The sequence below is a fragment of the Streptomyces gilvosporeus genome, assembly GCF_002082195.1.
Lineage (GTDB): Bacteria > Actinomycetota > Actinomycetes > Streptomycetales > Streptomycetaceae > Streptomyces > Streptomyces gilvosporeus.
Map to the genome: position 1 here is coordinate 516,484 of NZ_CP020569.1, position 17,626 is coordinate 534,109.

Consider the following 17,626-nt stretch of genomic DNA (forward strand, 5'->3'; position numbering starts at 1 on the left):
CCATGTCCGACATAGAAGAGTACGGCTTCATCTCGAAGTTGATCGGGCCCAAGAAGCGCTGGCGGGCGTACAAGGCGCGCGTGCAGCAGCTTCCCGAGAACTACCGCACGGCGGTCGAGGCGGTCGAGCGGTACATGATGCACTTTGTGCCGACCGACAACGACAACGATGCGTCGAGGTTCGAAGACCTCGCCGACCTGTTCGAGCAGGCCGCGGCGGACGGAACGCCGATCCGCGAGATCGTCGGGGAGAACCCGGTGGAGTTCGTCGAGGCGTTCGTCCAGAACTACACGGAGGGTGGCTACGTCCCCGCCCGTGCGCGGAAGCGACTGACCGACGACATCGAGCGCGCCGCAGGCTGAGACACCGGAAAAGACCACAAGGCAGCCTGACAACAGGCACAGCACATCACGCCCGGGGCCGGGCACCACTTTCCTCGCCCGCCTGCACGACGCGGCCACGGGGTGAGATGCCCGGCTGGCAGTTTCTCGCCGCGTGTCAAAGGCGGCGTCAGGACGGCGACAGCCGGTATCGGCGCGGTTGGCGCTGATAGATGGCTTGAACGGTTCAGCGATTGCACCCTCGAGGCCGCGAACCGGGCCAGGCCGAGCTCATCCCCCGCCCTCATGCCCTGCCGGGGGAAGCCCACGAGCGCCGAGGCGGGACGAGTCCTGCAGATCGAGCACTGCACCGCATGTATCGAACACTTGCATGTAAGGAGATTCATGATGGGAAAAGGCAATGGCGGCTTCTCCGCAGCGGGACTGCGCAAACTGCGCGAGGCGCTATTACGGCATGTCGAGTCCGGAAGGATTCCCGGGCTCGTCGCCCTGGTCAGCCGGGGCGAGGACACGCGCGTCGAAACGATCGGAACGATGCGGCATGAAGGCGGCACGCCAATGCGCCGGGACACCATCTTCCGAATGGCCTCGACGACCAAGCCGGTCGCGGTCGCAGCGACGATGGTCCTGCTGGACGAGTGCCGACTGCGGCTGGACGACCCGATAGACCCGTGGCTGCCCGAACTTGCCGACCGACAGGTGCTCAAGCGGCCCGACGGCCCGCTGGACGACACCGTGCCGGCGCGGCGTCCGATCACCGTGCGGGACCTGCTCACCTCCACGTTCGGGCTCGGGCTGGATACGACGGCGATGGGCTCCCCGATGATGGGCGCGCTCTTCGAGCAGAAGGTCTACGGCGAGAACGGATGGTTGTTGCCGGCGGTGGAGCCGGATGAGTGGATGCGTCGCCTGGGCACGCTGCCGCTGATGTACCAGCCCGGAGAGCGGTGGCAGTACAACATCAGCAACGACGTGCTCGGCGTGCTCGTCGCCAGGGTCACCGGCCAGCCGTTCGAGACGTTCCTGCGCGAACGCATCTTCGCTCCGCTGGGTATGAAGGACACCGGCTTCCACGTGCCCACCGACAAGATCGACCGGCTGCCGCCCCTGTACGCTCCCGATCCGCAGACCGGAGAGTTCACCGTGGAGGACCCGGCTGAAGGGGGACACCACAGCAGCCCTCCGGCGTTCCAGTCAGGCGGCGGCGGACTCGACTCCACCGTCGACGACTACCACGCCTACTTCCGGATGCTGTTGAACGGCGGAATGCACGGGAGTCAACGGATCCTGTCCCGTGCCGCCGTCGAGCTGATGACCACCAACCGTCTCCCTGCTGAGCAGCTGGCCGCCCGGGAAACCTTGGCCCGCAACCTCGTCCATCTGTCATACGGCCAGGGGCAGCACGGTGGTTGGGGCTTCGGGATGGCGGTGCGGACCTACCGTGGTGACTACGCGCCCATCGGCCAGTTCGGTTGGGACGGCGGATCCGGCACCACGACCTACGCCGACCCGCACAACCAGCTCGTCGGCATCCTGCTGACCCAGGTCGGGATGTCCACTCCGGATTCGGCGCAAGCCATCCACGATTTCTGGACCACGCTCTACCAGGCGATCGACGACTGACCCGCTGGCCTGGTCGAGGTCGGTCCGACAGAAGACCTCGACCAGGCTCCGGCCTTCGACGCCGCCACCTTCCGCGATCCGCTGCACGACCGGCTCAGGACAGTCGCTGACGCCACTCTCGATGGGGCTCGGGGCCGCTGAGCGCCGGGCCCCCTCGCAACAGCGAGGGAAAAAGCCGGCCTTGGGGATCACTCACCCTGTGGTCGGCGCCGAGAAGAACCCGGATCGCGACCTCTCGCAAATGAACAGACACCCGGACGACGGCCGAGCAGATCCAGAGGCCGGCGAACCACGTGCAGAACGTAAAGAAGTCCCACCAGACACCTCACGCGACCAGGGGGAACACATGACGAAGAACGGCACTTCCTCGACCACTTCGCAGTGGACCGGCATGGTGCCGGTGGACGATACGGCCCTGGCCGTCACCGACACCGGTGGTCCAGGTATCCCTGTGGTCTACATCAATGGCCAGTTCTCCACGCAAGGGTACTGGCGGCGGGTCATCGCCGATCTGGGGACGGGGTGGCGGCACATCACCTACGACGAGCGGGCCCGTGGCAAGAAGTCGAAGCGTTCGGCGGACTATTCCTTCGAGACCGTCGTCCGCGACGTCGATGCCGTTCTCGCGGCCAGGGGCGTGGACCGGGCGCTGGTGGTGGGCTGGTCCTACGGAGGGTACGTCGCGGCGCACTGGGCCAACCGGAATCCGGGCCGTGCCCTGGGCGCGGTCCTGGTCGACGGCGGGGCACCGTATGACTGGATGGACGAGGCCATGGAGGAGCGGATCCGGAAACTGTTCCGGCGCATAGGCTGGTTCTCGCCGCTGCTGCGTCCCACGGGCCTGGTCCCGCGGATGACCGCCGAACAGCAGGCGATCAGCAACATCGAGCTCGGCAGGATCTCCCGCGAGCGCGAGATGGGCCCCGTCCTGGACAACATCACCGTCCCGGTGCGCTACGTGCTCGCTTCAGGGGTGTCCTTCGGAAGCAAGGGTGATGAGCAGGAACGGATACGCCGCGGCCTGACTGCGGTGACCGCCCGCAACGCGAACATTGAAATCAGTGCGAAGGTCGCCAGCACTCACGGCTCGATCCTGAAGAAGGACTTCCGCGCCATCGCCGCGGCCGTACGCGAGGTCGCCGCTCTTGACCGCGCGGGGGCGCGCAAGACCTGACCGGACTGGCGGTTGGCCAGCCAGCGGCCTTCACCGGCATCACGGTGAAGGCCGTGCGGCATTACCGGCAGGTCGCCGTCGGCCAACCGCCCCTCACCCGACGTAGCTGCCCAGCCGCAGCCCCAGACAGCTCCATCGCACTCCCGTCCGCGCATGCGGGTCCTCACGCTCGCTGTGGTGGACCTCGGCGGGCCTACACCTCGATATGCGAGCCCATGATGACGGTGCGGTCACGGGGGAGGCCGAAGTACTCGGCGGCGTCGGCCGTGATGTAGGAAGTGGCGATGAACAGCCGCTTGCGCCAGGGCGCCATCGTCGGTGCCGTCCCGCGCCGGAGCTCGATCTTCGACAGGAAGTAGGACGCCTGGTCGAGGTCCAACTGCCCTTCGGTTCGAGCCGGATCCAGCGTCGCCAGTGTTCCGGCGACGTCCGGTGTCTCCATGTAGCCGAACCTGGCAGTGACATGGATGATCCCGTCATCCGTATAGCCGAGGTCGTCGACGACGATCCGTTGGTCGGCCGGGACGCGGGGCACGGGCTCGGTCTCTAGGGACAGGATCACGACCTGGTCGTGGCGTACGTGGTTGTGCTCGACGTTGGCCCGCATGGCCAACGGCGTGGTCTGCTTGCCCCGGTTGAGGAACACGGCCGTACCGGGGATCCGGAGCGTCGGCACCTTCTCCGTGCGAAGGTCGTCGACGAACTCGGTCAGCGGACCTTCACGCTGGGCTCGCTCCGCGGTGACGAGCTCGCGGCCGCGCTGCCAGGTCGTCATGACGGTGAACGCGGTGATGCCGATCAGCAGCGGCAGCCATGCGCCGTGGACGAGCTTGGTCATGTTGGCCGCCACGAACAGCAGGTCCAAAGAGAGCAACACGATGGCGCCGATGACGATCAGCCACTTGGGGGTGCCCCATTTCGCGCGGGCGACGTAGAAGAACAGCAGGGTGGTGATGGTGATGGTGCCGGTGACCGCCATGCCGAACGCGAAGGCGAGGGCCGCGGAGCTGCGGAAGGCGAAAACAAGGGTGAGGACCGAGACCATCAGCAGCCAGTTGATCCAGGGGACGTAGATCTGGCCGATGGTGGATTCGGAGGTGTGCGCGATCCGCATCCTCGGCAGGTAACCCAGCTGGGCGGCCTGGGACGTCACCGAGTACGCACCGGTGATCACGGCCTGGGAGGCGATCACGGTGGCCGCCGTGGCCAACGCGACCATCGGTAGCCGTCCCCAGTCGGGCGTGAGCAGGAAGAACGGGCTGTTGATGTGGTGTGGATCGGCGAGGATCAGCGCACCTTGCCCGAAGTAGCTCAGGATGCAGGCGGGGAAGACGAGGAACAGCCAGGCGCGGGTGATCGCCCGGCGGCCGAAATGCCCCATGTCCGCGTAGAGCGCCTCGGCGCCGGTGACCGCGAGCACGATCGCAGCCAGGGCGAAGAAGGCGGTACCGAAGTGGCCCACCAGAAAGCCCAGGGCGTAGGTCGGCGACAGCGCCCGGAGGATGCTCGGGTGGTCGGCGATGCCGGCGACGCCGCATGCGCCGATGGCCACGAACCAGGCGATCATGATTGGCCCGAACACCCGGCCCACCGCCGCGGTTCCGCGGCGCTGCACCAGGAACAGCAGCACGATGATCACCGCGGTGACGGGCACGACCGCGCTTTCCAGCGACGGCTGGACGACCTTGAGCCCCTCGACCGCGGACAACACCGAGATCGCCGGGGTGATCATGCTGTCGCCGAAGAACAGCGACGCGCCGAAGATGCCCAGCGCGGTCAGGACGGCCACCGCTCGCCGGCCGCGCTGTGAGCTCCACCGCCGCACGAGGGTGATCAGCGCCATGATGCCGCCCTCGCCGTCGTTGTCGGCGCGCATCGCCAGCAGCACATAGGTGACCAGGACGATGACCACCACCGACCAGAACACCAATGACACGACCCCGTACACGTTCTCCGTCGTGACCGGGACGGGATGCGGGTCACTCGGGTTGAACACGGTCTGCAGGGTGTAGATCGGGCTGGTCCCGATGTCACCGAAGACCACGCCGAGAGCACCGATCACCAGCGCGAGGCGCACCGTGTCCTGTGCCTTCGTATGAGCCTCCGGCGCCCGCGAGGGGAATCCGCCGTCCGGCGCGGCCCCCTGCCGATGATCGGCCATGGTGAAACCTCCTCGTCGCGGCCGCTGTGCTGAAGGCCCGGCGCACCGGAACGGACAATACCGATCACCGGTGCGAATACCGATAGGTGGGGGCCGCTTCGCCTCAACGCGTCTCCGTGCTGCCGGGCCTGGCGGCTCGCTGCGTCGGAGCGCTCGCACCCATCGACGGCGCACAGCGTGTGTGATGCCGCGTCACCCGGCCGGCAAACCGAAGTGGTGCAGCTCCCCTTGCCGAGCACAAGGATTCCGCAGGTCAGAGCGATGACGAGTCGCGCAAGCCCGCTGATTCAGGGTTTTCTGGGGCCTGGCCGCGTGTGGCGGCGCATGCGCCTCCACGCGCCGACGAGAAGCAGCACGAGATAGCCACTCATCAGCAGACCACCGGCCGCCGAGAGCACGCGCACCCACCACGGCCAGCCCATGCCTCCGAGGGCCCCGGCAATCAGGAGACTGGGCGCCAGGAGCCAGAACATCACAGTGCGGATCGGGTCGACACCCAAGGTGAAGCGTGCGGCCAACCGCTCGGGAAGCTGTTCGGGTCGCAGCGGTCGTCTGTTGGGATCCGCTGCCCGTCGGCGCCGGCCGCTCCCTTGCTTCATGGGCTCCAAATCCTCAGAGGGCAACTGATCCGAGTAGTTGGTGTCCTGGGTTGTTCTTGTGGCGGTCGGCAACGGTGGGCGTTGCGGTCTGTGGGTGCTCGCCCCCTTGCCGCAATGGCGTCTCCGATGCCTCCTGCACATCTCACGCCGACCGCGCTTGGTCCCGGCCTCGCCACAAGCCACAGCCACAGCCACAGCCACCATTAAAGCGTGTTGGTGGGCTCTGAACGCGGCCGTGTCCTGGGTTTCCGGGTCAGAGAAGCGTCAATATCGCCGGGTGCTCAATCACCTTCCAGACAAGCTGATGTGACGATGGGTCATCACCTACCACGGTCGGCCGCACACCGAGGAGATGCTCGAAGGGCTGGAGATACTGCCCCGGACACATCGCGAGTACCGCGGAGCCACCTTCAGCGAGCTGGCTCTCGACGGCATCCTGGCCCGCAGTCCCAAGGTCGCACTCGTCGACGAGCTGCCGCACACCAACGTTCCCGGCGGCCGCAACGCCAAGCGGTGGCAGGACATCGAGGAGCTGCTGGACGCCGGGATCGATGTCGTCACGACCGTCAACATCCAGCATCTGGAGTCGCTCAACGACGTCGTCGAGAAGATCACCGGAGTCCCGCAGCGGGAGACCGTGCCCGATGAGGTCGTACGGCGTGCCCACCAGATCGAGTTGGTGGACATGCCCGCCGAGGCGCTGCGCCGGCGCATGGCACATGGCAACATCTACAAACCGGAGAAGGTCGATGCCGCGCTCGCGCACTACTTTCGCTTCGGCAATCTGACGGCCCTGCGGGAACTCGCGCTGCTGTGGGTCGCCGGGCGGGTGGACGAGACCTTGCAGAAGTACCGTTCGGAGCACGGCATCGGCACGGCGTGGGAGACCCGGGAGCGAGTCGTGGTGGCGCTCACCGGCGGCCCGGGGGGGGCGAAACACTGATCCGTCGGGCGGAGCGGATCGCTGACCGGTCGTCCGGTGGTGACCTGCTGGCCGTACACGTGGCCCGCAGTGACGGCCTCGCCGACGCCTCCCCCGCCGCACTGGCAAAACAACGCGCCCTGGTCGAGAGCCTGGGTGGCAGCTACCACTCGGTCGTCGGCGACCATGTGCCCACCGCACTGCTGGACTTCGCCCGGGCCGAGAACGCCACCCAGCTCGTCCTGGGCACCAGCCGCCGCAGCTGGCGTCCCGACTGGTGGCACCGCGTGGGATCGGCGAGGACACGGTCGAGCTCTCCGGCGACATCGACGTCCACATGGTCACCCACGAACGCGCCGGCCGAGGGCGCCGGTTGCCGGTGCCCGGGCGTCGAGTGACGTACGCGCGCCGCATCACGGGACCGCTGGCCGGGCTCCTCATCCCGCCTCTGCTGACCGCGGTCCTCGCGAACATCCGCGGCACGCTCAACCTGACCAGCGAGGCGCTGCTCCTCCTCGTCACCGTCATCGGCGTGGCCTGCTTCGGCGGTGTGGTCTCCGCACTGCTCGCCTCGCTCACCGCATCGCTGCTGCTGCTGAACTACTACTTCATCCCGCCGAGCGGTCAGTTCTCGATCATCGAGCCCAACAACGCCCTCGCGCTTGCAGTCTTCGCGGTGGTCGCCGTCACGGTCGCCGCCATCGTCGACCGGTCGCTGCGCCTCGCACGGCGGGCGGCGAGCGCGACCGCGGAGGCGGAGACCCTCTCGTCCATGGCCGGGAACATCCTGCGCGGCGACCAGGCGGTGCCGATACTGCTGGAACGCACCCGTGAAACCTTCGGCATGGAGTCGGCCGAACTCGTCCCGCGTGCGGATCAGGAGAGCGAACCAGCCGAGGACGGTGACGGACTGGTGAAGGTGTCGGCCGGCCCCTATCGGGTCCTGGTTCTCCGAGGACGCGCCCTCCCGGCGTCCGAACACCGGGTACTCACCGCCTTCGCGGCACATCTCGCCGCGGCCCTGGACCATGCCCGCCTCACGGAAGCCGCCGCCGAGGTCGAACCGGTCAAGGCGGCCGACCGGATGCGTACCGCGCTGCTCGCCGCGGCCAGCCATGACCTGCACACACCGCTGGCCTCCGGACGGGCGGCGATCAGTTCCCTTCGCAGCACGGACGTGGACTTCACCGCCGCGGAACGGCAAGAACTGCTGGCCACCGCCGAGAACTCCCTCATCCAGCTCAACCGCCTGGTGGACAACCTCCTCGATATGAGCCGACTGCGCGCCGGTGCCCTCACCCTGCACCTCCAGCCGACCGCCTTCGCGGACGTCCTCCCCACGGCACTCGCCACCCTCGCCGCCTCGTCGGTCCCGATCGAGTCCCAGGAACTGGCGGAGATCTGTGATGTGCTGGCAGATCCGCCGCTCCTCGAGCGCGTCCTCGCCAATTTGGTCACCAACGCGGTACGGCACTCGCCCGAACAGCGAACGGTCATGGTCACTGCCAGCGCACTGGGTCGCCGGGTCGAGCTGAGGGTCATCGACCGTGGCCCGGGCCTGCGCGCGGAAGACCGGGACCGGATCTTCGTCCCCTTCCAGCGTATGGGCGACAACGACAACACCACCGGCCTGGGACTCGGCCTCGCCCTCTCCCGAGGGCTGACCGAGGCCATGGGCGGCACCCTCGTCCCCGAGGACACCCCCGGAGGCGGCTTGACCATGGTTCTCTCCTTGCAAGCGGCCTGATGCCAGTCTGTGCACCGCCGCCGCCCGGGAAGGCCGAAGGTCGGAGGCAGGCTCCGGCGCCCTCCCGAACCGACGCGGGCTCAGCCCGGTGAACGGTCTGTCCAAGACGACTCCGACGCCGTGATCACACCGGCCACGACGAAGTCATGCCACCTGTGACCAGTAGTTGTGGGGCAGCCCTTAGGCTGACGGCCAAGCCTGTTCGAATGGGGGCGTCGTAGATGGTGGTTGCCCAGCCGTTGCCGGTTCAGGGGATGCACACGGGCCCCTTCCCGGTGGGCGCTGCCGCAGGCATGCTCGTGGTCGGTGGGCTGGTGGTCACCGCCTCTGTCGCGCTCTCGGCCAGGGGATCCGAGCCGAAGAGCGAGAGCAAGTCCTTGAGGAACTGGCTGCTCGGACTCGGCACGACGTTGTGCGTGCTGGGCGGACTCGGCTTGTTGGACCACTACTTCGAGACCCGACAGACGAGCGACGGACTGCACGCCGCGGGTCGCCGGATCATCGACGACGCGGTGAAGGAGGCCCGGGGCTGCGACCCGTCTTCCCCTGAACCCACCTTCGTCTACCCGAGCGGATCGGTGCCCGGCGGGGCTGCCACCTACGTCCCGTCGCCGTGCAGTACCTCCCCGCGTGACGTCCTGCTGTCGCACTCGACGACAGTGACCGACCGGATCGGGTACAAGGCGGAGAAGGGAGATTCCTTCTCCACGAACGGGCACGTGACGGTGACCGACGAGGCCAGCGGCAAACAAGTCTGCGCCATCATTCCGGACACGGCGAATGGCAGCGGCTCTGTTACCGACGGCTCATGCCGGGATTAGGGCCGTCCGGCAAAATGCAGCAGCAACCGAGCGATCGGGCGACCTCCACCCGCGGATGCTCCGACCGTCCGTCTGCCGGTCGGTCCTACTTCTCGGCCGTGCCCGGTATCCCGCTGATGGACTCCTGATAGATGTCCGCATTGGTGCGCGAGTCCTTCACCAGGTCGTCGCAGAAGGCAGCGACATCGTTGCCGATGAGTCCCAGAACTCCCTTGCCGGCCGCCACTCCCTCCTCGAAGAAATCGACAAGCCCTGAGAGCAGGTGCCCGTCAGGCAAGTCGATCGGTCCGACCTTGAAGAGGTACCTCTGAATCTCCTTGTAGACGATCTGGTAGTCCGGCGGCAGCGCCTGGACCCGTGCCACATGCGCCCGCCACTGCTTCTTGCCCTGGATGATGTCTTGGATTCCCACGTCAGCCTCCTAGCTGGCCCAGTTTCTTTGCGACGTTCCGGTTCAACTGCTCGCGCCATCGGTCGCGGTAGCTCCGAGCCCCTTCTTCGCCGGTCAGCGCCGCGCAGAAGCCATCAATGTCGTCGCCGAGCACCTCGTGAATGCTCAGCCCGTCCGCCGCTGTTTCTTCGAGCAGCCCCAGGACGCCGTCAAGAATCGGCGTCAGGTTGCGACCCGTGAAGTCCGAGTGGGGAAAGACGCTGACCTTGATCTGTTCCCACGCCTCCCGGTAGTCGGCCGGCAAAGCCTCGACCCGGGCTTCGAACGCCTTCCATTCCTTCGTGAGGTCACTGCCCGTAACGGTCTCCCAGAAGTTCATCGCCCGCTCTCCTTGAGATTGTCGATTCGCGATGAGAGGTACTCCCATTTCGCCCAGAACTTCGCGAGTTCTTCGCGCCCTGCCTCGTTGAGCGCATAGAACTTGCGCGGTGGCCCCTGTCTGGATGGCCGTTTCGTCGCTTGGACGAGTCCGTTCTTCTCCAGTCGCACCAAGATGGTGTAGATCGTCCCCTCGGTGACGTCGGCAAAGCCGAGTTCGTTCAGCCGACGCGTGATGGCGTACCCGTAGGCCTCCTCGCTGCCGATGATTTCAAGCACGCAGCCCTCAAGCGTGCCCTTCAACATCTCCGTCAGGTCGTCCAACGCCGACCTCCTCTTCGATCCCGCCAGTACTGCGTAATATCGAGTACCACTATACGGTAACACGTAGTAGCTCGGCGCGCGGCGAGCGCGGAACCAGCGAAGCGATTCGCATCATCAGCGCCGCGCTTGATGCGCGGCACGTGAGGAGACCGGACCTTGCCTGTAGGCGGGGACCATTTGCCGGTCGGTCTAAGGCTCGTCCCGCAGACGGGAAGTTGACACGGAATCCGGCGTCATTGTGAACGGACAGCAGCTCATCAGAGGTACGTCAAGAGGTGCGGGCGGCGGTTGCGCCGGCGCGCGGCCTGGCATGTGATGGTGACGTGAACAGCGCCTGGCTCCTGCTCGACCGTCCGCCTCATCCGGCGGGTCCGCGTCGCGCGCCGCGCTGCATGGAGACCTCCGCCTCCCGCTGAGACCTCTCCCGCATCCTGACGGGGCGCCGTGACCTGACCCGACGCCCCGTTCTTGTGCACCCCAACGCCACTGCCCCGAGGGCCGATTCGGCGTACCCACCCGTTTCACCTACCCGGAAGAGATCATGTCCGTCCTCGACCTTTCCTCCCGCACCGTCCTGGTGACGGGAGCCACCTCCGGCATCGGCTACGAGACCGCCCGGCAGCTCGCCGAAGGCGGCGCCACCGTCCTCGTCCACGGCCGCACCGCCGAAGACGCACAGGCCGCCACCAACAAACTCGTCGCCACGGACGGTATCGACGCCGCCCAACTCTGCGGATTCAGCGCGGACTTCACGTACCTGGAGGAGGTCGAGGCGATGGCGCGTCGTGTCGTCGCCGAGCACCCTCAGCTGGACGTCCTGGTCAGCAACGCCGGTATGGCGGCCCCCGAGCGCCACACCCTGACGGCCGACGGCAACGAGATCGCCTTCCAGGTCAACTTTCTCGCGCACTACCTGCTGACCTGTCTCCTGGAGCCGGCACTCACCAGTGAGCCCGGTGGCCGGGTCGTCAATGTGTCCTCGTCCCTGCACCGCACCGCCTCCATCCAGTGGAGCGACCCGCAGCGCACCCGTCGCTACTCCCGGCTCGCCGCCTACGCCCAGTCGCAGCTCGCGCTCACCGTCTTCGCCGCCGACCCGCGGGTGACGGCAGTCTCCGTGCACCCGGGCATCTGCGAGACCGACCTGCTGCCGCTGTACGCGCACAGCGGTGAGCCCGCGGCGGAGGGCGCCGCCCATGTCGTACGCCTCTGCGACCCGGCCACGGAGATCGTCAACGGCGCCTACTACGACCGCGACCAGCGCGTGGAGCCCGCCCCCGCCGCGACCGAGGACCGCACGCTCAAGCGCCTCACCAAACTCGCCGACCTGCTGGTCGGGCAGCACTCCTGAGAAACACCGCCGCCCGAGAAACACCCAGGCGCCGCGGAACACCATGTCGCCGCGGAACACCTTCGCCTGATGAGCAATCAGGCGACCCCTCGAAAACGAAACGAAGGACCCCTGCACCCATGTCCAAGCGCGCCCGCAAGAAGAAGGACCGTCGCAAGAAGAAGGCCAACCACGGCAGCAAGGCCGGCCAGAGCTGAACGACCGGGCGGGGCGGCGCCGTGCCGCCCCGCCCGTCCCCCCCCGCGAGCGTCACAAGGAGCCACCGTGATCAAGCTCTCCCACGATCAAGTCGCCGCAGTCTCCCACTGGTTCACCGCCGGGCGGCCCGGGGCCACGGCGCTGGCCGAACACACGCTGGTCCCGGGAGCCGGTCACTGGTGGGCCGACCGTCCCGTCGACCCCCGAGCCCTCGCCGTGACCTGCGCCGACCACATGCTGCTCCGCGGCGACCCCACCGCCCTGGCCCCGCTCGCACTCGCCCCTTTCGCCGCGCACTACGTCCAGGCCCCGGCCCGCTTCCTGCCCCTGCTTGCCCACGCGTTCGATCACCTGGTGCCGTGGGAGCGCATGGGCTACGTCCACCGCGTACCCGTACCACCTCCGCATACCTCCCACGGGGTGACGGTGCGACGACTGACGCCCGAGGACGCACCGACGGTCGCGGCGCTGGGGCCTGAATCGGCCTGGATGCACGCCAGTTGGGGTGGCCCGGCAGGTCTCGCCGCGTCGGGACACGGCTGGGCAGCGTTCAAAAGGGACCGTGTGCTCGCCCTGGCCTGCACCTACTTCCGCGGCAGCAGGTACGAGGACGTCGCCTGCCTCACCGTCCCCGAACACCGCCGCCAGCGCCTCGCACTGGCCTGCGTCACCTCCCTGTGCCAGGACATCGCCGCCCGCGGCCACACCCCCAGCTGGACGTGCTCACGCGACAACCGCCCCAGCCGGCTCCTTGCCTGGACCGCCGGCTTCCGCCTGGAGCACGAGTACGTGCATTACCGCACGGGGCAGCCCGCGCGCCATATCGCGGCCATCGCCGCCTGAACACGACCGACAGCCAGGATCCCCATGACGAAGCGCCGCACCCCGCGCACCACCCTCACCTCCGCGACGATCCTCAACGGCGGCCACGAGCTCGCCGTCCACGACCTGAAACGGTGGGACGACTCCTTCACCCTCCACTACACCATCACGCCGCCCCTGCCGGACGCCACCGACGCCACCCCCGTGCTCCTGGCCCTGGAGGCGATGGACGACATCGGCAACGAATACTTCAATTGGGGCGGCGCTCGCGGAGCCGCGGGCGACGGCACCTGCACCCGTGGCAGCATCACCGCCCAGCCCGCGCTGGCGCTGCAGGCAGGTGAGATCCACGTACGGCTCACCTTCCTCCGCGACGGCGAGGAGCACCCCTGCCATCTAATGCTGCACACCTCGGCCGCCACCCCGTGAAGCCGACCCCCCGTCAGGACCGGCCCCCCGCTGTGCACTTCTCCGCACTGTCGTGCCCATGACCCACCAGCCACCACTCGGGGTAACCCGGACCGCCACATTGACGAACACGGTGGCGAAATAACCGCCGCCCCTGCATACCCTGCCGTGGCCATCGCCCTGATGGCTGGTATCTGTTCGCGGTACGACAGGAGCACACGATGGCCGTCTCCGCCCCCTCGGATTCCTCGTCCGGGGCCACCGTCCGGCATCGCTTGCGGGCGTGGATGCTGGAGGGCCTGACCGATATGGCCAAGCACCACCCCGGTCCGCACGCCGGACCGCAGAGCGCCCACAAGGGCCAGCGGTGGTGGCGGGTGATGTGCCTGACCGGTGTCGACTACTTCTCCACCCTCGGCTATCAGCCGGGCATCGCCGCGCTCGCCGCGGGCCTGCTGTCGCCGATCGCCACCATCGTCCTGGTGATCGTGACGCTGGCCGGTGCGCTGCCGGTCTACCGGCGGGTGGCCGAGGAGAGCCCGCACGGCCAGGGTTCGATCGCGATGCTGGAGCGGCTGCTGTCCTTCTGGAAGGGCAAGCTGTTCGTCCTGACCCTGCTCGGCTTCTCCGCCACCGACTTCCTGATCACCATCACCCTCTCCGCGGCCGATGCCTCCACCCACCTCGTGGAAAACCCGCACGTCAACAGCGTGCTGCACAACCAGCAGATGCTCATCACGCTGATCCTGGTCGCCCTGCTCGGCGCGGTCTTCCTCAAGGGCTTCCTCGAAGCGATCGGGGTGGCGGTCGCCCTGGTGGGCCTCTACCTCACGCTCAATGTGGTCGTGGTCGTCGTCGGACTGTGGCATGTGGCCAGCGCTCGCGGATCAGCAGTTCGTCCACATCGTCAGTGATCTTCTTGACGACCTTGGGGAACTTTGCGCCGTACGCCTTCTCAAACGCTGTGACGGCTATGAGTGCGTGGTCGCGGTCTTCGGCGTTGTAGATCTCCTGCAGGGCCTTCTTCGCTCCGGACTGGGCGGACTTCGGCCGGGCGTTCGCGACGTTGGCGATCTTGTGGACCCAGCACCTCTGGTGGCGGGTCTTAACCTGCCGCAGACGTGGGCTGGGACCACATGCAGGGAGGGTCCCCGGGCCGTGCGGGCCGGGCTTCGCGTACATGCCGCGTCAGGTGAGGCCGACGGAAGCGTTGTCGTCTCATCCGTCATCGATCTGCATATAGCCGAGCTGGAGCGGGAGCGGACGCTCTCACTCGTGTCGGTCTCCAGGCCCCGGCCGCAGTCTTGGAGACCAGTCGTCAGGTCTGGGAACCAAGCGCCATGAGCCATTGACCGCTGGCCACCCAATTGGACTGTTTCCCGGGCGACCGATCGCTGCATCTCCTAAGCTGCTGCCGGGCCGACGGTTGGCTGCCGTCCTCACATCAACCGGGGAGTAAATGGAAGCCGCTGCCATTGGTGCTCGCCTCGCCTCAAGCGTTGTAGCGCCGCTGATCAAAAGACTCTTCGTAGCCGACGGCCCCGGTGCTGGTTTGGTCGACAAGCCGCTGCGCGTCTCAAAGCTCGTTTCGTTCAAGGGCGAGAAACGAGCCCTGTCGGACGAAGATCTGCACAAGATCGCCGAGGAACTGGTGAACCGCGCCGCTCAGTCCACCGGCGTCGAGGAACGTTTGCCAGCATACGAACAGCGTGCTGTGGCACATGCCGTAGCGGACTCGCTGAGGTCGCTCGGCTACATCGATATGGACGACGTGCAAGCGGTGCAGCTCGGGCACCTTGCGCTCTCCCGGCGTTTGCGGTCGCAGAGCCCCTCGGCCACTATCGGTTTGTCCAGCGACGCGGTGACCCTTCATGCGAGCGTGCTCGATACCGCGTGCCTGCACATCCTGCAGTTCTTCACCCAGAGATCAACTTTTGTGGCTCGTACGCTGATCGAACACAGCCGTCGGATCGAAGAGTTATCTCACAAGATCGACTCCCTGATCGCCCGTACTCCCTCGCCGGCGGACGCACCTTTCGAGGAGCGCTACGCCGAGTACATCGCCTCCAAGCACGGGAAACTGACCATCTTTGGGCTCGATCTGTCCGAGGCTCCTGAGAATTGGCCGCTCGACGCCGCCTATCTGAGCTTGGACGCAGCGGGCGGCAAAACGCACGACCTCCCCACCCTTCTCCCCGCCGATCACATCTTGGCCGGCCGTGACCGAGTGCTGCTCCGGGGCGTAGCGGGGTCAGGGAAAACGACGCTCGTACAGTGGCTGGCGGTATCCACGGCGCGGAAGGCTCTCGACGAACGGCTGCTGTACCTCTACGGCCTGGTGCCGTTTGTACTGCCGCTGCGCACGCTGACCCGAGGCGGCGCCAAACTCCCCACACCCGACGGCTTCCTGGCTGCCGTTGACTGTCCCATCGCCAGCCTCCAGCCCACGGGGTGGTTCGACAGGGTGTTGAGGTCAAAGCGTGGGTTGATCCTGGTCGACGGGATCGACGAAATCCCGGAAAGTGAACGCCAAGAGGCTCGCCGTTGGCTACAGGAGCTGGTCAGTTCCTACCCGCACAACCGGTGGCTGGTGACCTCTCGGCCTTCGGCCGTACGCCAGGACTGGTTGGTCGGTGACGACTTCGCAGAACTCGACCTTGCCCCGATGAGCCGGGAGAACGTCGCCGAGTTCATCAAGCGGTGGCACAAGGCCGCGGGTATTGGTGACCGCTATGCCGCAGACCTCCTGCAATCCGTACGAGCCAAGCAAGACCTGGGCCGGCTCGCCACCAACCCCCTGATGTGCGCACTGATCTGCGCCCTTCACCAGGACCGTCGTGGCTACCTCCCAGACGGCCGGAAGGAGGTCTACGACGCCGCCCTCTCCATGCTGCTGTCCCGGCGTGACCGTGAGCGAGGAATCTACAAGCCGGGCACCATTCGCATCGGCGAGGAACATCACATCCAGTTGATCCAGAAGCTGGCCTACTGGATGATCCGAAACGGTCGTTCCGAGATGGACCGGGCCGACGCCATCGAGCTGCTGGAGCATGCACTACCTGCGATGCCGAAGATCGCCGATCAGGGGACGGCTGAGGAGATCTATAACCACCTGCTGATCCGAAGTGGTCTCCTGCGCGAGCCCAGTGCAGGTTCGATGGATTTCATTCACCGCACTTTTCAGGACTACCTGGGTGCCAAGGCTGCTGTGGAAGGTCTTGACTTCGACTTCCTCATCGCGCACGCGCATCTCGATCAATGGGAAGACGTCATCCGGATGTCCGTTGCCCACGCTCGGACCATGGAGCGAACCCGGCTGCTGACCGGTCTCATAGAACGAGGCGACACATCCGAGAAGGACAGCAGGCGTCTCCATCTGCTGGCAGCGGCTTGTTTGGAACATGCGACAGAACTGAGTCCGGGTGTGCGGATGGAGGTGGAGCAGCGAGCCGCGGCGCTTATTCCGCCTCGATCGGCGGATCAGGCGCGCGCTCTGGCTGACGTGGGCCCAGTCGTTCTGGACCTGCTTCCCGGGCCGCAGGGGCTCTCCGAAGACGAGGCCTACTTCACGGTGCTTTCCGCTACCCGTCTTGCCACCGACGCCGCGATTTCCGTACTGGCGCAATACCGCGACCTCTCAGACCTCCGTGTCCGTTCGGAACTGGCCAGGGTCTGGAGTCGTTTCGAGTGCGATCGATTCGCTGAGGAAGTCATTGCTCACCTCGGAGAGGAAGATCTCTACTTCTGCATCTCGAATGCGCAGGAACTGCATGCACTCCGACGGTTCGGTGGCCGTTCTCGCATCCGGATAACAGGCACGATCACACCTGAGGAGTTCCAAACTGCCTGTGTCCGGTCCCGCCTCACTCATTTGTGGGTGGAGGCCGAATCGGGCGCCACCTGGGAGTGGCTGGCCTACTTCCCGAAACTCCACACCATCACCTTCGAAAGCCCGCTAGCCAGTATCGATGTGAGCAGTCTCAAGAAGGTCAGGTCCCTGCGCACCATTCGGCTCTCTGAGGAATCCGTTTTCGTGGGATCCGAGGCTCTTCCACCAACCATGAAAATTGTGCAAGCGTGCCTGAGCACAACCTGATGGACCGTCCGCTCCACGGGTGCTCACCGATGGTGTGCGCGTGCCCCCGGGTCGAGCCCTGGTCCGTACAGGGCAGGTTCAAAACCTCGTGGCAGAGCCTGCGCCCCCGTCTGGTGAAGGTGGTGCGGGAGGTATGCCCGTCATCGTGGAATACCTCTGTCACGCCGATGCGAGCCGCGATCTCGATGTTCCTCGGGCCGTCGGCGACAAGGCTCAGCACCTCGCCCTCCCTCGGCGTCAGGGCCGACAGCACAGGTGGGCATGACTACC

At 66.6% G+C, this 17,626-nt stretch carries 15 protein-coding genes and 3 pseudogenes; 11 read left to right on the forward strand and 7 right to left on the reverse strand.

The window, feature by feature from the left end:
- Positions 1–2: 2 nt before the first annotated feature.
- From B1H19_RS02615 to B1H19_RS02625, 3 genes are all read left to right on the forward strand, one after another.
- The gene (locus B1H19_RS02615; protein WP_083102637.1) at positions 3–362 is read left to right on the forward strand and encodes a DUF1048 domain-containing protein; all 360 of its coding nucleotides are present in this window, start codon (positions 3–5) and stop codon (positions 360–362) included.
- Between the two features lie 366 nt (positions 363–728).
- A complete protein-coding gene (locus B1H19_RS02620) occupies positions 729–1,964 on the forward strand; it encodes a serine hydrolase domain-containing protein (protein ID WP_083102638.1) in 1,236 nt (411 codons plus the stop codon).
- A 181-nt stretch (positions 1,965–2,145) separates the two neighbouring features.
- Complete coding sequence (locus B1H19_RS02625) at positions 2,146–3,138, forward strand: alpha/beta fold hydrolase (protein WP_237289065.1); 993 nt, start codon at positions 2,146–2,148, stop codon at positions 3,136–3,138.
- Between the two features lie 193 nt (positions 3,139–3,331).
- Here the strand turns inward: B1H19_RS02625 and B1H19_RS02630 are convergent, their stop codons facing one another.
- Both B1H19_RS02630 and B1H19_RS02635 read right to left on the reverse strand, forming a co-directional pair.
- Entirely contained in the window at positions 3,332–5,299 is a 1,968-nt protein-coding gene (locus tag B1H19_RS02630) for a potassium transporter Kup (RefSeq protein ID WP_083102640.1), read from the reverse strand.
- Positions 5,300–5,586: 287 nt separating this feature from the next.
- Positions 5,587–5,898 carry a hypothetical protein gene (locus B1H19_RS02635; RefSeq protein ID WP_159027953.1) on the reverse strand — a complete coding sequence of 104 codons (312 nt, stop codon included), beginning with the start codon at positions 5,896–5,898 and terminating at the stop codon, positions 5,587–5,589.
- 328 nt (positions 5,899–6,226) lie between these two features.
- Between B1H19_RS02635 and B1H19_RS02640 the strand changes: the two are divergent.
- Together B1H19_RS02640 and B1H19_RS02645 are read left to right on the forward strand one after the other, a co-directional pair.
- A pseudogene (locus B1H19_RS02640) lies at positions 6,227–8,691 on the forward strand (sensor histidine kinase); the annotation flags it as partial.
- Between the two features lie 97 nt (positions 8,692–8,788).
- Positions 8,789–9,388: a hypothetical protein gene (locus tag B1H19_RS02645; protein WP_083102642.1), complete on the forward strand. Its 600-nt coding sequence runs from the start codon at positions 8,789–8,791 to the stop codon at positions 9,386–9,388.
- Between the two features lie 85 nt (positions 9,389–9,473).
- Here B1H19_RS02645 and B1H19_RS02650 read toward each other — a convergent pair whose 3' ends face one another.
- The 3 genes from B1H19_RS02650 to B1H19_RS02660 are packed head-to-tail and all read right to left on the reverse strand — an operon-like array spanning position 9,474 to position 10,481.
- A complete protein-coding gene (locus B1H19_RS02650; RefSeq protein ID WP_083102643.1) occupies positions 9,474–9,800 on the reverse strand; it encodes a DUF1048 domain-containing protein in 327 nt (108 codons plus the stop codon).
- 1 nt (position 9,801) lies between these two features.
- The gene (locus B1H19_RS02655; protein WP_083102644.1) at positions 9,802–10,158 is read right to left on the reverse strand and encodes a DUF1048 domain-containing protein; all 357 of its coding nucleotides are present in this window, start codon (positions 10,156–10,158) and stop codon (positions 9,802–9,804) included.
- Positions 10,155–10,481 carry a PadR family transcriptional regulator gene (locus B1H19_RS02660; protein ID WP_083102645.1) on the reverse strand — a complete coding sequence of 109 codons (327 nt, stop codon included), beginning with the start codon at positions 10,479–10,481 and terminating at the stop codon, positions 10,155–10,157. The genes B1H19_RS02655 and B1H19_RS02660 overlap by 4 nt, the downstream gene beginning before the upstream one ends.
- 541 nt (positions 10,482–11,022) lie before the next feature.
- On the opposite strand from B1H19_RS02660, the gene B1H19_RS02665 reads away from it, so the two are divergent.
- From B1H19_RS02665 to B1H19_RS02680, 5 genes and pseudogenes are all read left to right on the forward strand, one after another.
- Positions 11,023–11,832: an SDR family NAD(P)-dependent oxidoreductase gene (locus B1H19_RS02665; protein ID WP_083102646.1), complete on the forward strand. Its 810-nt coding sequence runs from the start codon at positions 11,023–11,025 to the stop codon at positions 11,830–11,832.
- A 119-nt stretch (positions 11,833–11,951) separates the two neighbouring features.
- A complete protein-coding gene (locus B1H19_RS40715) occupies positions 11,952–12,029 on the forward strand; it encodes a 50S ribosomal protein bL37 (protein WP_373310759.1) in 78 nt (25 codons plus the stop codon).
- Positions 12,030–12,096: 67 nt separating this feature from the next.
- On the forward strand, positions 12,097–12,873 hold the full coding sequence (locus tag B1H19_RS02670; RefSeq protein WP_083102647.1) for a GNAT family N-acetyltransferase: 777 nt from the start codon (positions 12,097–12,099) through the stop codon (positions 12,871–12,873).
- 24 nt (positions 12,874–12,897) lie between these two features.
- Entirely contained in the window at positions 12,898–13,281 is a 384-nt protein-coding gene (locus tag B1H19_RS02675; protein WP_083102648.1) for a hypothetical protein, read from the forward strand.
- A 200-nt stretch (positions 13,282–13,481) separates the two neighbouring features.
- Positions 13,482–14,141: pseudogene (locus B1H19_RS02680) on the forward strand (amino acid transporter); the annotation flags it as partial.
- On the opposite strand, the pseudogene B1H19_RS02685 reads toward B1H19_RS02680, so the two are convergent.
- Positions 14,128–14,364, reverse strand: a pseudogene (locus B1H19_RS02685) (transposase); the annotation flags it as partial. The pseudogenes B1H19_RS02680 and B1H19_RS02685 sit on opposite strands and share 14 nt — an antisense overlap.
- Positions 14,365–14,719: 355 nt before the next feature.
- On the opposite strand from B1H19_RS02685, the gene B1H19_RS02690 reads away from it, so the two are divergent.
- Complete coding sequence (locus tag B1H19_RS02690) at positions 14,720–17,356, forward strand: NACHT domain-containing protein (protein ID WP_237289066.1); 2,637 nt, start codon at positions 14,720–14,722, stop codon at positions 17,354–17,356.
- Here B1H19_RS02690 and B1H19_RS37755 read toward each other — a convergent pair.
- Positions 17,250–17,609, reverse strand: coding sequence for a LuxR C-terminal-related transcriptional regulator (locus B1H19_RS37755; RefSeq protein ID WP_107425848.1), 360 nt, complete (start codon positions 17,607–17,609; stop codon positions 17,250–17,252). The two genes, B1H19_RS02690 and B1H19_RS37755, sit on opposite strands and share 107 nt — an antisense overlap.
- Positions 17,610–17,626: the final 17 nt, after the last annotated feature.

Coding starts and splice junctions, on each gene's coding strand:
- B1H19_RS02645 (WP_083102642.1), top strand. CDS start 8,789: ATGGTGGTTGCCCAGCCGTTGCCGGTTCAGGGGATGCACACGGGCCCC.
- B1H19_RS02655 (WP_083102644.1), bottom strand. CDS start 10,158: ATGAACTTCTGGGAGACCGTTACGGGCAGTGACCTCACGAAGGAATGG.
- B1H19_RS02675 (WP_083102648.1), top strand. CDS start 12,898: ATGACGAAGCGCCGCACCCCGCGCACCACCCTCACCTCCGCGACGATC.
- B1H19_RS02690 (WP_237289066.1), top strand. CDS start 14,720: ATGGAAGCCGCTGCCATTGGTGCTCGCCTCGCCTCAAGCGTTGTAGCG.
- B1H19_RS02635 (WP_159027953.1), bottom strand. CDS start 5,898: ATGAAGCAAGGGAGCGGCCGGCGCCGACGGGCAGCGGATCCCAACAGA.
- B1H19_RS02620 (WP_083102638.1), top strand. CDS start 729: ATGGGAAAAGGCAATGGCGGCTTCTCCGCAGCGGGACTGCGCAAACTG.
- B1H19_RS02615 (WP_083102637.1), top strand. CDS start 3: ATGTCCGACATAGAAGAGTACGGCTTCATCTCGAAGTTGATCGGGCCC.
- B1H19_RS02665 (WP_083102646.1), top strand. CDS start 11,023: ATGTCCGTCCTCGACCTTTCCTCCCGCACCGTCCTGGTGACGGGAGCC.
- B1H19_RS40715 (WP_373310759.1), top strand. CDS start 11,952: ATGTCCAAGCGCGCCCGCAAGAAGAAGGACCGTCGCAAGAAGAAGGCC.
- B1H19_RS02630 (WP_083102640.1), bottom strand. CDS start 5,299: ATGGCCGATCATCGGCAGGGGGCCGCGCCGGACGGCGGATTCCCCTCG.